Raw genomic sequence first — 14,901 nt, forward strand, 5'->3', positions numbered from 1 at the left:
AAAATGCGCGGCTCTTCCGGCCGCATCTATGCCATGATAGCACGTTCCACGACTTGGTTCAGCACCGGATTGATGAGACCCGTCATGTGCCGCAACATCAGGACGCTGTTCAATTTCGAGCCGCCGGCGACGGAGGCGGAGATCCAGGCCTCGGCGCTGCAATTCGTGCGCAAGCTGTCGGGCTTCACCGCGCCGTCGCAGGCCAACGAGGCCGCCTTCGCATGCGCGGTGGAGGAGGTGGCGGATGCCGCGCGGCGTCTCCTGGCCTCGCTGCAGACCCAGTCGCCGCCCAAGGACCGCGAGATCGAGGCGGCCAAGGCCCGCGAACGTTCGGCCGTCAGGTTCGGCAAGCGCTGAGGCCGGCCGGCCCCGGCCGGCGAGAACGGAAGCTCAGAAGTCCTCGTCGTGAGGATGCTTCTTGTGCTTCTTGTTTTTCTTGTGCTTCTTTTTCTTCTTGGTGGGCACGTCGATCGCGTGCGGATCGTCGTCTTCGAACGCCTCCTCGAGGGCCTCGTCGTGCTCGGTGGCGGCGAAGATGTCGCGTATCGCCATCTGCGCCGCCTCGCGCTCGTGCGCCTCGCGATCCCGGTTGCGCTTGTAGTCGTCATAGGCCGCGAAGATCTGCTCCAGCCAAGGCATCAGCTGGTCGATCGTCGGCAGCGTGCCCGGCGGTCCCTGCTCGCCGCGAGGGCCTTGCGGACCTTGGGATCCCTGCGGACCCGGCTTGCCGGGGACACCGGCCTCGCCGCGGGGGCCTTGCGGGCCGGGCTTGCCCTGGGCTCCCGGCTTGCCGTCGGGACCCGGTTTGCCGCGCTGACCATCCGGTCCGCGTCGCCCCGGCTGCCCCTGTGGTCCACGTGGACCCGCGGGGCCCTGCAGGCCGCGTCCGGCCGGATGTCTTGCCACTACCGCAACTCCGCTACCAACATCTGATTCGGAGCGAAGCGTAACAGAGCCGCGATCACGGCAGCAATTGCAGCAGCGCTACGAGGCCGATTGATCAACATCAATCGGCCTCGCGTCGTAATGAGTTCCACGCGATGGGATATCGCGTGGTCAGCGTTCGTGTCAGGCACCGTAGGCCGGCACGGCGATGCCGTCGGCCGTGTAGCACCGGATCTTGTTGCGCAAGGTGCGGACGGGCATACCGAGCAGCTTTGCGGCGTGGGTACGGTTGCCGTTGCAGCGCGCCAAGGTCTGGACGATGAGCTCGCGCTCGATCTCGGACAGGGGCGTGCCGATCAACAGCGGCAGAACCTCCGTCGCAGCGCGCGACGGCGGCACGGCAAGCGGGACAAGTGACGGACTTGCGGCATCGGATGACAATTCTTGCGACATAACTCCTCCCGATCAACGCCCGCGCCGGCACTGAGAGCCGCGCGAAAACATCGAGACCAACTAAACATCCAGCCCGTAAATCACCGTGGTCCGACAAGGTTAATGGGGCCTTAACGCCGGTCCCCGGCGGCGCCGCAGGCACCAAATACCGCGAAAACGCCTTGGTTCTGCGCGGGTCTCGACCCATTTGGCGGCGGGCCGGCCGTGCGCTGACGGGACGACGCAGGCCCTGAGCCAGGTCACACCTTTGATGGCGGCTATCATGGAACCGGTTCAGCCTGGTGGTTCGGCGCTTGCGGCGAGGGCGGCATTTCGAACACACAAGCCGCGCCGCATGCGGGGTGCCGCGCAAAGGGCTAAATTCGGCCCGATCGATTCGCTTGGTGGGGCCTGATCGTCACGCGTGGCCATCGAAATTCCCTACTTCACTATCCTCAAGTTCAATTCGCTGGAGACTTCATCCATGAAAATTGCATCCTTGCTTCGCGGTCTGCTGGTGGCGCTGACGGCCGCAGCCGGCGCCGTTCTGCCGGCCACGGCACATGCGGATGGCGGCTTCATCACGCTGACCATCTACAAGGCGGGATGGATCATCGGCGGCTCCGGCGGCAGCGGAATGTTGAGCTTCCACGGCCGCGCCTATCCGCTGTCGACCGGCGGCCTCGACTGGGGCCTGGTGTTCGGCGGCTCGCGCACCGTGCTGCGCGGCCGCGTCAGCAACATCTGGCGTCCGTCCGATGTCGAGGGCGTCTATGGCGCCGCCGGTGCGGGCCTCGCGGTCGGCCGCGGCGTGCGCGGCATCGTGCTGACCAACCAGAAGGGCGCGGTGCTCGAGCTCTCCGGCGAGCAGATCGGCCTGCTCGCCAATGTCGATCTGTCGGGCCTCGCGATCACGATCAGGTAGCGTCGTCATTGTTGATCGCTGCCGATCAACTAACAACAGTCGTCATCGCCCGGCTTGACCGGGCGATGACAGCTGAGATTGCCGTGGCGTGCAGCCGACATCGTCGATCTCCTGCTTATAAGTTCGCGTTCTCGCCGCACGTCGTGCGCGAGGGATGCATCGTGAGCGCCCCTTGAAATCCGAGAGGGGCAGGGAAGGCCGGGAGCTCGCCGCTCCCATGGTCCGCGTGCAACAAAAAGCACGCGGCAGAACCACAGGTTCGGCGGAGACATCCCGGCCTTCCCTGCGCGCATGGTTTGACGGCTTATACGTGGTCTCCCTGGTGCACCGGGCTTGTTGGCCACCATTGCCCATGCCATGCAAAGCATTGCCACGGGCGTGATACCAGCATCGGGGTATCAGGACATCACGACTTCACCGTACGTGACCGCCAGCGCTCGTCCGGCGCAGCCATCACGTCCACCGCGGCCCACCTCCACGTATCGTGACGACGCGTACGTCCCTCTGCATGAGGCGGGTTGGCCGAGACGATCGTCCTGATTTGCCCGACATGGCAAGCGCTGATGCCTGCGACAAACTAACACGACGGGCAGTTTGCGCACGGCGCGCATGCGCGGATTGCCCGTCGGGCAGAGATGAGCGTGCTTGCATCTTTCTGAATTCATCGGTCACGTCCTGCCGCTTCTGCGCGGGTGGTGATGATGAGTTACCCGTCATGGCCGGGACGAGCCCGGCCATGACGATGTCGAGAGGGCGCGTAGGGTGGGCAAAGGCGCGCCCGTGACGTTCGCTGCAAAGTGCTGTGCTCGATCGCGCGCCGTGCCCACCACTCTGCTGTCGCGTGCGCGGATCGACGGTGGGCACGCGACTGCCCTGCGGGCGGCTGCTTTGCCCACCCTGCCGGTCATCATCGCGCGCAAAGCGGCAATTGCTTCTTTCAGACGCGCAACGTGTCAACCCTCGGCCACATGCGCCGCAAGCGCGCGCCACGGCTGCAGCGTCCAGGCGCCGGATGCGGCGCCGGAGGGCGAGGCGAGCACGAACACGATCGGGAAATCATCCTGCGGCGGCTGGCGGCCGAGCGGAATCGCGGTGGTCGGCCGGCCGTAGAACAGGCTCGCCGCCTTCTTGCTGGTGAAGGCGACCGTCGCCGGCCGATGGCGCCGGATCTTGGCAACAAGACCAGCGACGTCGACGCCGGCCTTCAGCGCGACATGGTCCATGCCCGCGCCCTGCTTGCAGAGGTCGGTGAAGCCGATGCCGAGCGCCAGCAGCGCCGGGAATTCCGGCGGCTGATACAGCCGCGGCGTTAGGCCGACGGCGTGCAGCGTGGGCCAGAAGCGGTTGCCGGGATGCGCATAGTAATGCCCGGTCGCCGCCGACCGCTCGCTCGCGGCGGTGCCGACGAAGACGAGGCGCAGGCCGGGCTGAAGCTGGTCGGGCAGGCGGTCCATGCGGGCGTTGTCGCATTATTGCGCTATCCGCAACAAGCCGTTGATGCCGCGCGGCGTTGTTGATGGCCCGCCCATGGTCTACAGGTCGCGGTGACACAACGGGAGCACAGCATGTCGCAACGCCGCCTCTACCAGTTCGCCTTGTCGGGCCATTCGCATCGCGCGCGGTTGATGCTGAGCCTGCTCGGGTTGCCTTGCGAGCTCGTCGACGTCGACCTCAAGGGCGGCGCGCACAAGCAGCCGGAATTCTTGGCGCTCAATCCGTTCGGCCAGGTCCCGGTGCTGGTTGACGGCGACGCCGTGATCCCCGACTCCAATGCGATCCTGGTCTATCTCGCCGGCCGCTACGACGAGTCGGGGCGCTGGCTGCCGCGCGATCCGCAACGGCAGGCGCAGGTCCAGCGCTGGCTGTCTGTCGCGGCCGGCCCGCTCGCGTTCGGTCCGGCGGCGGCGCGGGTGGCGACGCTGTTCGGCATGCCGCTCGACATCGCGAAGGCACGGCAGCTCGCGTGCGACCTGTTCACGGTGATGGAGCGCGAGCTGGGCGGCCGGCCATTCCTTGCCGGGAACGAGCCGACCATCGCCGACATCGCGCTCTACACCTACACCGCGCATGCGCCCGAGGGTGGCGTGTCGCTCGCGCCCTATCCGAACGTGAGGGCGTGGCTGGCGCGGATCGCTGATCTGCCCGGCTTCGTGCCGATGCCGGCGAGCCCGGTCGCCGGCAGTGCGATCGCTGATGGACAACGATGAGGATGTAAAACGCCCGGCAGCCGTCCTTCGAGACGCACGCCTGCGGCGTGCTCCTCAGGACGAGGTCTGAGGTTGGGGCTGCAGCTAGATCCTCATGGTGAGGAGCGCCGCTTGCGGCGCGTTCAGGCGATACTCTCGCATCGCCTTGAGAACCATGAGGCCTTGAGCGATTTCCGCGGGGCCGCCCCGGCCTGGATGCCGCCTTACAGGAAGCAGCGGCGTTCGTCGCGCAGCTTGAGCTGGATGGTGGTCGCCTCGACGAAGGTCGGCACCGGCTTGGAGACGATCTTGTAGCTCGACGGCCACTCCATCGGTTTCGACTGCAGCTCGGTGTTCCAGATCTGGCAGATGCCGGTGTTGTCCCAGCGGATCACGTAGTAGCCGCTCTTGGCGGCCGGCGCGGCGACGGCGGGCGCAGCGATCGAGGCCGCTGCAAGCGCGGCGGCAGCCGCGAGAGTGGTCATGCGACGCATCATCAATCTCCTCAAACGAAACAACGAAACTGGCCCGCGGACGCGGGCCTTCCGGCCCCGCGGCCGGATTACGACCCAAGTCGTGCGACAAAAGCGCGCGCAAAGCAAGGCGCACGTGCCGTCGTTCACAGCGATGTCCGGACGTGGATGACGACATGCTGTCGTCATATGGTCCGGTCCGGGGATGCCGGTGCTCACAGCGTGCAGCGGCCCTGCTGGCGCAGCCGGACCTGAAGCGTGAAGGCATCGTTGAACGTCGGCACCGGATGACTGACGACCTTGTAGCCCGACGGCCACTGTATAGGCTTGAAGGCGAACGCTTCGCTCCAGACTTGGCAGACCCCGGTGTTGTCCCAGCGGATGATGTAGTAGCCGGCGCGTGCCGGCACGGCGGTCACGAGCGCGGCGGCGGCAAGGCCCGCGGCAATACACATTGTGGTGAACCGAGACATCGACAAACTCCGGCAACAAACTGGCCCCAGCCGTGCGGGCCTTGTCGGTGCCGTGTCGATCAATTTGAAGGCAGGGATATTCAGTCCGTGCGACAAATCCGCGCGATCAGGTCTGCGTTGCCGTGGGGGCATGGCGGGACGCTACGAGGCAGGGATCGGCGTGAGCGCGGCGTGCCGGCCGATATCGACACGGCGCGCGCGATGTCGTGCTGATAGACGCCATCGGTGCAGGCGCCGGTCGCAAGGTCGAGCGTGAATGGGAACCAATCGTCGCCGGCCGCCGAATAGGCTTCGCCGAACAGCCGATGGTCTTCGACGCTGACCTTGCGAAAGCCGTCCCATGAGATGCGCGGACTTTGCCAGCGCACGCCTTCGGCGCCGATGGCCATGAAGTCGGTGAGCCCCTGAACCAGCACCAGCCCAAGGGCGTCCAGCGGCACGAGCTGTGTCAGGTCACCCAGCGACGCGGTGACGGACCTGGTCTCGGCGTCGACGATGTTGCCTTGACCGCCCGAGACGACGATGGCCTCGCGACCGTTGGGATGGGCGAGCACGCGATCGTAATCCGTCGAACCGCGGAGAAAGTTGCCGACCCAAGGATCGCCTCCTGGCTCAGACTGCTCCGGCTGGAAGCGTACCACGAGGCCTTCGCGAAATGTCGGGACGTCGCTCTTGGGGAACGAGATCGCGGGCGGCCCATAGGCTGGCAGGCCAGGCAGGATGTCGAAGCGGACGGGCATCGGATGCCGGATGTCTGGGTGACTCAACGTTCGAAAAACGATTGACCGACCTTGCGGCGCCCTGCGCTAGGGCGACGGCGTGTGGCTCAGGCTGGCGAACTCCGCGGGAGGGGCTGCCGCCTCCTGCACCGCAAAGGCGGTCTGATGATCGGCAACGCGGTCGACGACGACCGCCGAGCCGACCATGGTGACGCGTTGCGTGCTGCCGGAATACCAGTCGGTCGGCAACGCGTAATAGGTTTTTCCAGCCGTGGTGGTGAATTCGACCTGATGCGGAATCCCGTTGATCGCGCGGCTCCACGCATTGTTCGGCACCTCCATGACGTGCTTGCCGGGAGCCAGCTCGACCGTGATGTAGCGCCCGGGCGCGAGCGAGGCGACGGTCTTGCCATCGATGTCGATCGTGATCGGGAAGATGCTGACGTTGAATCCCGTCGGGCGCCCGACATGCAGCGTCGCATAGCCGGGCCGTGGCGCCTCCGGCGGCTTGGCCGCCTCGGTCTGAACAGGGACCGATGAGCACCCGGCCGTCAGCGCGATCGCTGCGCCTGCAAGTTGCAAGGACAGAGTCCGCCCCAACGCCGTTTTGAAACAAGCTACCAACATCGAACGATTGCCCCCACCGGGCAATATTCAATCATGAGGTACATCGCGATGACAAGAGGAGCTCGGCAGCTGATGTCGCTCAGAGGCCGTAGGGTGGGCAAAGCAGCCGCCCGCAGGGCGGCAGCGTGCCCACCATCAAGCAGCGAACTCGTCGGTGAGACGGTGGGCACGGCGCCACCGCGATCCCGCGCCTGGAGACAGTTGTGCTGCGCCTTTGCCCACCCTACGCAGCGACGACCGCCGCCACGCCCTCGATTTCGATCAGCATCTTCGGATCGAGCAGCGCGACCACCACGCAGGTGGTCCGGGCCGGATACGGCGTCGGACCGAACGTCTCGGCATGGAGCCGGTTCATGGCCGCGATCCGTAGCGCCGACCAGCAGCACGTTGACCTTGACGAGGTCGCGCATCGCCCCGCTTCGGCGCTCGCGCAAATATTTCCTGAATGTGTGAATTGCTTCACATTCCAGCCGCTCGCTCGGGTGTTCCCATGCTGTTCGCTACTGTTAGGCGGGGGCCGATATGCAAGGGGAGTTCATGGTGCTCATGTAGTGTTGTAAGGGAGAGTTTCATGGCGAACGGATTAGTGGAAGTTCAGCCGGACGTTTCGGATCGGATCGTCGCCCGCGCGATTGGCGAAAAGCTCGCCGTCTTCATCAGCTATCCCACTGAAAATCACAGGATCGCGCAGGAGATCGAGGACGCGCTGCGCAGTTTCGATCGCGACAAGTTCGACATCTTTCTGGACAGCTCACGCATCGACGAGGGCGGCGATCTGACCGGGACGATCGAGAGCGCCCTGGAACGCACCGACTACTTCATCGGCATTGGACCCGGCGCGAGCCGCGGGAATTTCTCCTGGTGCGGCATGGAGCTCGGCTATTTCCTCGCAACCAGACGCGGCAAGAGCCGACGCGTCCTGGCGATCTACAATAGCGACATTCCCGACCTCTTCCACCGCTACAAGAATGTTCGTGTCGTCCCGCTCGAGGAGAAGCACCGCTCCGAACTCGGCGACGAGATCTGTGCAATCGAGGACTCCCATCTTTACGCGTTCTTCTGCGAATTGAGTGAGGAGGTCGGCCGCAGATTCCCGCCGGAGCGTCCGGGGCGCTATTTCGAGGACGCGCGCAAATGGGCGGAAACGAGCACCAGGAGCGTCACCGACGGCTATTTCAACACGCTGCAGGAGCGCGTCAAATCGACCTGGTTTCCGCAGAAGCGGATCGAGGTGCGCACCGATGCGTCGCCGTTCTGGGAGAAAGGCAATCCCACGATACCCGCGCAGGCCATCGTCGTGCTGGAGGCCACCACCTGCGGCGTGCTCAAATACAGCGTGCCGAGAGAGCAGGCCAGCGTCGCCAAGAGTTGGAAGGAGTTCGAGGACATCGTGCGGCAGCAGACCGGCGCGTTGACCTTTCCGGCCATGATCACCGACGTCATCGTCTCGGCGCTGCCAAACAATTCCGAAGCCCTCAACGATCACTCTTTCCTGGCACCGGACGGCAAGAGCTACCGGATCCTGCTGGTCATGCACCGGCTGTATGGCAACGGCAAACGGGAATTCGTCATCAACCTGGTCGAGACGCTGCGGCCGATGTCCGGAGAGGGCAACAGGGAGACCTCGCTGATGACGGCGGCGATCATGCTCGCCTCGAAATACCGGTTCTTGTTTCTCGAGCCGGAGTCGAGGTACGGCCCGGACAAGATCGGTCAGGCGCTCAGGGCCAGCAGCGGGATCGCCATCCGCCAGCTGCTGCGGGACCTCGACCGCGTTCACGCCGAGGCGACCAAGGAAGGCTTTGCCGACGAGACCGCGCTGGTTGCACTGTTCGGTCCGGCGCAGGAATTCGAGGTGCGCGATCTGTTCGAGCGGTTCTGGCCGCCCATGATCGCGATGAAGGAGGCGGCTACGGCGTTGCTGGATGAGCCGACCGACCAGACCCGCGAGCTGTTCCTCGGACGGCATCGGAGCTTCGTCGAGCAGACTCGAGACGTCAACCAGCGCTTCATCTCGCTGTGTCTGGCCCGCTATCAGAGCCTGATCGGAAACTAGCGTTCCGACCAGGCGCGATCGAGAACGGGAGCGCCGGCACCGTACAGCTGCGTCATTCGAGCGAAGCGACTTGTCCGCCATGGCCGAAAGGCTGACGGCGGACGCAATCCGGAGATTCAGCCATGCGCCGGATTGCTTCGTCGCTTCGCTCCTCGCAATGACGGCGCCAGCCACAGCGTCGGATGCGGACCTTATCCGACGATCGCAGCGAGGCCCTCGATCTCGATCAGCATCTTCGAATAGGGCAGCGCTGATACCACGCAGGTGTTGGTCGTAGGGGAGATTGTAGGGTGGGCAAAGCGACGTCTTGCTCCGCTGTCTCGACACACGAGGGAAGAAGCGTGCCCACCATGTCCACCGCGGTGGGCACGCTTCCGCCGCGGCTCTTCGAGCGCGGACGGACGCTTTGCCCACCCTACGGATTCACGATCGTGGCGACACCCTCGATCTCGATCAGCATTGTCGGATCGGGCAGCGCGACCACGACGCAGGTGGTCCGCGCCGGGTAGGGCGCCGGCCCGAACGAAGCGGCATAGAGCCGGTTCATAGTCGCCACGTCCGAGGCGCGCGTCAGCAGCACGTTGACCTTGACGAGATCACGCAAGGCCGCGCCGCCTTCGGTCAGCACGCGGGTGAAGTTGGTGACGACGTTGGCGAACTGCGCCTCGAAATCGTCGGGCAGGTTGCCGTGTGCGTCGAATCCGGGGATGCCGGAGACGAAGAGGAGATCGCCGACACGGGTGCCGAATGACAGCGGCGGGGCGTTGATGTGGGGTGGCGCGGGGATGTGGTGGATGGGCATGGAGCTTCCGTCGAGGGCTTCGTTCAAAGCAAGCTGAAGCGGGTCTGCGGCGATGTGAAGTTGTGGAGCAAACAGCCAAGGTGATCAAACAAAAAAGCCGGGCTTTCGCCCGGCTTTAATGGATGGCCGGGTCAAGCCCGGCCATGACGGTGGAGAGAGTTGAGCAGGGCGCCTCACAACGCCCTGTTGCTCTCCTTCACCTTGTCAGCATCGAGATACACGCTCGATCCCATCTCCTTGAACTTGGCGCTCATCTGGGCCATGCCGTCCTCGATGGTGCCGGAGATGGTCATGCCGACCGTCGCCGGATCGTTCAAGGTCGCGGCGTAGTCGCGGACGTCCTGGGTGATCTTCATCGAGCAGAACTTTGGGCCGCACATCGAGCAGAAATGCGCGACCTTGTGGGCTTCCTTCGGCAGCGTCTCGTCGTGGAAGTGCTTTGCGGTTTCCGGGTCGAGGCCGAGGTTGAACTGGTCGGTCCAGCGGAAGTCGAAGCGGGCGCGGGACAGCGCGTCGTCGCGCAGCTGGGCGGCGGGGTGGCCCTTGGCGAGATCGGAGGCGTGCGCGGCGATCTTGTAGGTGATGACGCCCACCTTGACGTCGTTGCGATCCGGGAGACCCAGATGCTCCTTCGGCGTCACGTAGCACAGCATCGCGCAGCCGAACCAGCCGATCATGGCGGCGCCGATGCCCGAGGTGATGTGGTCGTAGCCCGGCGCGATGTCGGTGGTCAGCGGCCCCAAGGTGTAGAACGGCGCCTCGCCGCATTCCTTGAGCTGTTTGTCCATGTTGATCTTGATCTTGTGCATCGGCACGTGGCCGGGGCCCTCGATCATGACCTGGCATCCCCTAGCCCACGCGATCTTGGTCAGCTCGCCGAGCGTCTCCAGCTCCGCGAATTGCGCGCGGTCGTTGGCATCCGCGATCGAGCCCGGGCGCAGGCCGTCGCCGAGCGAGAACGAGACATCATACTTGCGCATGATGTCGCAGATCTCCTCGAAATGCGTATAGAGGAAGCTCTCCTTGTGATGCGCGAGGCACCACTTGGCCATGATCGAGCCGCCGCGCGACACGATGCCGGTGACGCGGCTCGCGGTGAGGTGGATGTAGGCGAGGCGCACGCCGGCATGGATGGTGAAGTAGTCGACGCCCTGCTCGCACTGCTCGATCAGGGTGTCGCGGTAGAGCTCCCAGGTCAGCGCGACCGGATCGCCGTTGCACTTCTCCAGCGCCTGGTAGATCGGCACGGTGCCGATCGGCACCGGCGAGTTGCGCAGGATCCATTCGCGGGTGGTGTGGATGTTCCGTCCCGTCGAGAGGTCCATCACGGTGTCGGCGCCCCAGCGGATCGCCCACACCATCTTGTCGACTTCCTCCTCGACCGACGAGGTCACCGCCGAGTTGCCGATATTGGCGTTGATCTTGGTCAGGAAGTTGCGGCCGATGATCATCGGCTCCAGCTCGGCATGGTTGATGTTGCAGGGGATGATGGCGCGGCCGCGCGCGATCTCCGAGCGGACGAATTCCGGGGTGATGAAGGCGGGGACCTCGGCGCCAAAACTTTCGCCGTCGGCGAGCGCGGCCTCGGCGCGCTCGAGCTGGACTTTGCGGCCGAGATTCTCGCGCTCGGCGACGTAGATCATCTCCTTGGTGATGATGCCGGCGCGGGCGAATTCGAGCTGGGTGATCTTGTGGCCGTCGAGGCCGCGCAGCGGCTTGTGATGCGCGGTGAAAGCCTTTGCGGCCTTGTCGGCGCCGACATTGCCGTTGTCCTCCGGCTTGATGTCGCGGCCGACATACTCCTCGACACCGCCACGCTCGCGCACCCAGGCGGTGCGGGCGCGCGACAGGCCGGCGTTGACGTCGATCGTCACGGTCGGATCGGTGTAGGGGCCGGAGGTGTCGTAGACCGGCAGATTGGGCTCGCCGGCACCTTCGGAGAGGATGATCTCGCGCAAGGGCACGCGCAGATCGGGTGCAGCGTCGGGCACAGCGTGGATCTTGCGCGAGGAGGGCAGCGGCCCGGTGGTGACGGCGGGCAGCGTGGTGTCGGGATTGGAACGGATGTTCATGGGGTCCTCCTCGTCAATTGTTGTTGTGGGAGTGAATGGGGATCGTCATTGCGAGGAGCACTTGCGACGAAGCAATCCAGACTGCTTCCGCAGACAGATCCCTGGATTGCTTCGCTGCGCTCGCAATGACGGAGAGAGAGCCGGGCATCACGCCATCTCCCTGGTCGCGTCGAGCCAGGCGCGGACGCGCGCGTCGGGGTCGGCGTTCTGGGTGACGTCGCTGACCACGGCGATGGAATCGGCGCCGGCGGCAAAGATTTCGGCGGCCTGCTCCAGCTTGATGCCGCCGATCGCGACCAGCGGAATGTGGCCGGCGCGCTTTTTCCATTCACCGATCTTCGCGATTCCCTGCGGGGCGAAGCGCATCGCCTTCAACGTGGTCGGGAAGATCGGGCCGAGCGCAACATAGTCGGGCTTGGCGGCGAGCGCGGTTTCCAGCTCGGCATCGTCATGGGTGGAGAGGCCGAGCGTGAGGCCGGCTTCCTTGATCGCGGCGATGTCGGCCTCGGCGAGATCCTCCTGGCCGAGATGGACATGCTGGGCGCCGGCGACGATCGCCGCGCGCCAGTAGTCGTTGACGATCAGCTTCGTCGTCGTGCCCTTGGTGATTTCAAGCGCGTCGGTGACGATCTGCAGCGCCTCGCCGTCGTTGAGATCCTTGGCGCGCAGCTGCACCGTGCCGACACCGAGCTTGGTGAGGCGCTCGACCCAGGCGAGGGTGTCGACGACCGGATAGAAGCGATCAGGATACGGCATGCCAGAACGGTGTCCCAACGACAGGGGTGGAGGGCGAGGCGAAATCGCGGGCGTCCATCAGCCCGGCCTCGTAGGCGGTGCGGCCGGCCTCGCAGCCGAGCCTGAAGGCGCGCGCCATCGCGACGGGATCGGCGGCCTTGGCCACGGCGGTGTTGAGCAGCACCGCGTCGTAGCCGAGCTCCAGCGCTTCGGCCGCGTGAGAGGGCGCGCCCAGGCCGGCATCGACCACCAGCGTGACGTCGGGCAGGCGGTCGCGCAGCAGCCTCAAGGCATCGCGGTTGATGATGCCTTTGGCTGAGCCGATCGGCGCCGCCCAGGGCATCACGACCTTGCAGCCGGCGTCGACCAGGCGCGTCGCCACCGAGAGATCCTCGGTACAATACGGAAACACCTCGAAGCCGTCCTTGATCAGGATGGTCGCCGCCTCGACGAGACCGACGACGTCCGGCTGCAGGGTGTCGTTGTCGGCGATCACTTCGAGCTTGATCCAGCTGGTGCCGAACAGTTCGCGCGCGAGCTTCGCGGTGGTGACCGCCTCGCGCACGCTGCGGCAGCCGGCGGTGTTCGGCAGCACCGTCGCCCCGAGCTCGCGGATCAGCGTCCAGAACGCGTCGCCCGACTTGCCGCCCGCGGCCTCACGCCGCAGCGACACGGTGACGATCTCGGAGCCGGAGGCGCGGATCGCATCCTGCATGATCGCGGGCGAGGGATACAGCGCGGTGCCGATCAAGAGGCGCGAGGTGAAGGTCTTGTCGTAGAAAGTGGGCATCATTTGTCTCCGTCATTGCGGACGGTGTTCGCCGCAAATGGAGCTGTCATCCCCGCGCAGGCGGGGATCCAGTATTCCAGAGAAGGTTCGGTCAAGCGCATGGGCCGCGGCGTACTGGATCGCCCGATCAAGTCGGGCGATGACAGCTGTGTTTGTCGTGCTCGCCGTTTCCCATCGTCGTCCCGGCGAACGCCGGGACCCATACCGCGTGATCTCGCGGGGCGGCACGGCGGGAGAGACCGCGTTTCATTACAACAGCCGGTGGCTATGGGTCCCGGCGTGCGCCGGGACGACAGCTGAGTGTGAGGTGGGAGCGAGGGTCTCATGACCATCAACAGCGACCGCATCATCACCCTCCCTGCCGGGGGGTGATGATCTCGATCTCGTCGCCGGCGTTCAGCGCGGTCTCGGACCAGCGGCTCTTCGGCACAACGTCGTAGTTCAGCGCGATCGCAAAATGCGTGCCCTCATAGTCGAGCTCCGACAGCAGCGCGGCGACGCTGGTCGCGCTGATGTCGCGGGCCTCGCCATTGACGGTCACGCGCATCGCATCACCTCGTTGTCGATCTGGCCGCGCTCTACGTAGTTCAGCGTCGCCTGCGCCAGGCTGGGGGCGATCAGGAAGCCGTGGCGATAGAGGCCGTTGACGCGGATCTCGTGCTCGCCGGCAACGGTGATGCGGGGCAGATTGTCGGGATAGGCCGGCCGCAGGCCGGAGCCGAATTCGAGGATGCGGGCCTCGCCGAACGCCGGATGCACCGAATAGGCGGCGCCCAACAGCTCAAGCGCCGAGCGCAAGCTGATGCCGGTGTCCTCGGCCTCGAGCGAGGTCGCGCCCAGCATGAACAGATTGTCGGCGCGGGGGATCAGATACAGCGGCCAGCGCGGATGCATCAGGCGGACGGGGCGGGCGAGGCTGACTTCCGATGTCTCGATCAGGATCATCTCGCCCTTGACGCCGCGCAAGCTGGGCTCGACGTCGCGCGCCTCGAGCCCGCGGCAGTCGATCACGAGGCCGTCGAGATCCGAAGCCTTCACGTCGCTGTTGAACAGCACGCGGCCGCCGGCCTCGATGATGCGCTGATGCAGCTTCGGCAGCACGCGGCGCGGCTCGACATGGCCCTCGGCCGGATAGAACAGGCCCTCGCGGAAACGTCCTTCCAGCGACGGCTCGAGCGCGGCGAGCGCGGCCGCATCGAGCCGCTGATAGTCGGAGGTCCGCCGTGCGAACCGATCGTAGTCGGCGCGGTCGCGCGCATGCGCGATCACCAGCGAGCCGTTGAACGGCGTGTCCGGCAGCTCGCGGCGCCAGATCTCGAGCGAGGCCAGCCCAAGCCGGCTGATGACGGGCTCGGCGACCTCGCTCTCGCAATAGGGCGCCAGCATGCCGCCGGCCCAATGGCTGGTGGAGAGAATGAGATCGGCGTCGCTGCGCTCGTGCAGGGTCACGGCATGGCCGGCCCGCGCGAACAGCAAGGCCTGCCAGGCCCCGGCAATGCCGGCGCCGATGATGGATACGGGGCGATCCCCGCGATTCGTGGTTGTCTGCTGCATCCCTGTCCCTTCGCCGGCATGACCCGGATCAGGTTCAAAGGGTCACCGCACATCGCTGCGGTATCTCAGCTCCCCTCGGAGCTCCCCTCGGAACGCTCTTAAAATAGACCGATATGCCCCGGTGTCAACGGAGTGTCACGGAAAGACAATGCCGATGACCCTGGGAACCAAT

17 protein-coding genes, 1 pseudogene and 1 riboswitch are annotated in these 14,901 nt (G+C 65.5%); of the genes and pseudogenes, 4 read left to right on the forward strand and 14 right to left on the reverse strand.

Annotated elements, in window-relative coordinates; genetic code table 11:
* Positions 1–84: 84 nt before the first annotated feature.
* On the forward strand, positions 85–357 hold the full coding sequence (locus tag LQG66_RS32530; RefSeq protein ID WP_231319885.1) for a DUF2277 domain-containing protein: 273 nt from the start codon (positions 85–87) through the stop codon (positions 355–357).
* A gap of 33 nt (positions 358–390) precedes the next feature.
* Here LQG66_RS32530 and LQG66_RS32535 read toward each other — a convergent pair whose 3' ends face one another.
* A complete protein-coding gene (locus LQG66_RS32535) occupies positions 391–906 on the reverse strand; it encodes a collagen-like protein (protein WP_231319886.1) in 516 nt (171 codons plus the stop codon).
* A 162-nt stretch (positions 907–1,068) separates the two neighbouring features.
* Positions 1,069–1,338 carry a helix-turn-helix domain-containing protein gene (locus LQG66_RS32540; RefSeq protein ID WP_231319887.1) on the reverse strand — a complete coding sequence of 90 codons (270 nt, stop codon included), beginning with the start codon at positions 1,336–1,338 and terminating at the stop codon, positions 1,069–1,071.
* Positions 1,339–1,801: 463 nt separating this feature from the next.
* On the opposite strand from LQG66_RS32540, the gene LQG66_RS32545 reads away from it, so the two are divergent.
* Positions 1,802–2,242 carry a hypothetical protein gene (locus LQG66_RS32545; RefSeq protein ID WP_231319888.1) on the forward strand — a complete coding sequence of 147 codons (441 nt, stop codon included), beginning with the start codon at positions 1,802–1,804 and terminating at the stop codon, positions 2,240–2,242.
* Between the two features lie 953 nt (positions 2,243–3,195).
* On the opposite strand, the gene LQG66_RS32550 is transcribed toward LQG66_RS32545, so the two are convergent.
* Entirely contained in the window at positions 3,196–3,696 is a 501-nt protein-coding gene (locus LQG66_RS32550; RefSeq protein WP_231319889.1) for a mismatch-specific DNA-glycosylase, read from the reverse strand.
* Between the two features lie 111 nt (positions 3,697–3,807).
* Between LQG66_RS32550 and LQG66_RS32555 the strand changes: the two genes are divergently transcribed.
* Positions 3,808–4,449: a glutathione S-transferase family protein gene (locus tag LQG66_RS32555; protein ID WP_231319890.1), complete on the forward strand. Its 642-nt coding sequence runs from the start codon at positions 3,808–3,810 to the stop codon at positions 4,447–4,449.
* Between the two features lie 203 nt (positions 4,450–4,652).
* On the opposite strand, the gene LQG66_RS32560 is transcribed toward LQG66_RS32555, so the two are convergent.
* The 5 genes and pseudogenes from LQG66_RS32560 to LQG66_RS32580 form a co-directional block, all read right to left on the reverse strand.
* Positions 4,653–4,922 carry a hypothetical protein gene (locus LQG66_RS32560; RefSeq protein ID WP_231319891.1) on the reverse strand — a complete coding sequence of 90 codons (270 nt, stop codon included), beginning with the start codon at positions 4,920–4,922 and terminating at the stop codon, positions 4,653–4,655.
* Positions 4,923–5,116: 194 nt separating this feature from the next.
* Positions 5,117–5,374, reverse strand: a complete 258-nt coding sequence (locus tag LQG66_RS32565; protein ID WP_231319892.1) for a hypothetical protein — start codon at positions 5,372–5,374, stop codon at positions 5,117–5,119.
* Positions 5,375–5,454: 80 nt separating this feature from the next.
* Positions 5,455–6,114, reverse strand: a complete 660-nt coding sequence (locus tag LQG66_RS32570; protein WP_231319893.1) for a hypothetical protein — start codon at positions 6,112–6,114, stop codon at positions 5,455–5,457.
* A gap of 66 nt (positions 6,115–6,180) precedes the next feature.
* Complete coding sequence (locus LQG66_RS32575) at positions 6,181–6,675, reverse strand: DUF2846 domain-containing protein (RefSeq protein WP_231319894.1); 495 nt, start codon at positions 6,673–6,675, stop codon at positions 6,181–6,183.
* Positions 6,676–6,943: 268 nt separating this feature from the next.
* Positions 6,944–7,130 (reverse strand): annotated as a pseudogene (locus LQG66_RS32580) (RidA family protein); the annotation flags it as partial.
* A gap of 161 nt (positions 7,131–7,291) precedes the next feature.
* Here LQG66_RS32580 and LQG66_RS32585 point away from each other — a divergent pair.
* A complete protein-coding gene (locus LQG66_RS32585) occupies positions 7,292–8,776 on the forward strand; it encodes a toll/interleukin-1 receptor domain-containing protein (protein ID WP_231319895.1) in 1,485 nt (494 codons plus the stop codon).
* A gap of 415 nt (positions 8,777–9,191) precedes the next feature.
* On the opposite strand, the gene LQG66_RS32590 is transcribed toward LQG66_RS32585, so the two are convergent.
* The 6 genes from LQG66_RS32590 to LQG66_RS32615 all read right to left on the reverse strand — a co-directional run bounded on the left by LQG66_RS32590 (position 9,192) and on the right by LQG66_RS32615 (position 14,729).
* Complete coding sequence (locus LQG66_RS32590) at positions 9,192–9,578, reverse strand: RidA family protein (protein WP_231319896.1); 387 nt, start codon at positions 9,576–9,578, stop codon at positions 9,192–9,194.
* A gap of 173 nt (positions 9,579–9,751) precedes the next feature.
* Complete coding sequence (gene thiC / locus LQG66_RS32595) at positions 9,752–11,650, reverse strand: phosphomethylpyrimidine synthase ThiC (protein ID WP_231319897.1); 1,899 nt, start codon at positions 11,648–11,650, stop codon at positions 9,752–9,754.
* Between the two features lie 147 nt (positions 11,651–11,797).
* Complete coding sequence (locus tag LQG66_RS32600) at positions 11,798–12,406, reverse strand: thiamine phosphate synthase (protein ID WP_231319898.1); 609 nt, start codon at positions 12,404–12,406, stop codon at positions 11,798–11,800.
* Positions 12,393–13,175, reverse strand: coding sequence for a thiazole synthase (locus LQG66_RS32605; RefSeq protein ID WP_231319899.1), 783 nt, complete (start codon positions 13,173–13,175; stop codon positions 12,393–12,395). The genes LQG66_RS32600 and LQG66_RS32605 overlap by 14 nt, the downstream gene beginning before the upstream one ends.
* 349 nt (positions 13,176–13,524) lie before the next feature.
* Positions 13,525–13,722, reverse strand: coding sequence for a sulfur carrier protein ThiS (thiS, locus tag LQG66_RS32610; protein ID WP_231319900.1), 198 nt, complete (start codon positions 13,720–13,722; stop codon positions 13,525–13,527).
* Positions 13,713–14,729, reverse strand: coding sequence for an FAD-dependent oxidoreductase (locus LQG66_RS32615; RefSeq protein WP_231319901.1), 1,017 nt, complete (start codon positions 14,727–14,729; stop codon positions 13,713–13,715). The genes thiS and LQG66_RS32615 overlap by 10 nt, the downstream gene beginning before the upstream one ends.
* A riboswitch (TPP riboswitch) is annotated at positions 14,717–14,827 on the reverse strand. Its footprint overlaps the gene before it by 13 nt.
* Positions 14,828–14,901: the final 74 nt, after the last annotated feature.

This window comes from Bradyrhizobium ontarionense (genome assembly GCF_021088345.1).
Classification (GTDB): Bacteria; Pseudomonadota; Alphaproteobacteria; order Rhizobiales; family Xanthobacteraceae; genus Bradyrhizobium; species Bradyrhizobium ontarionense.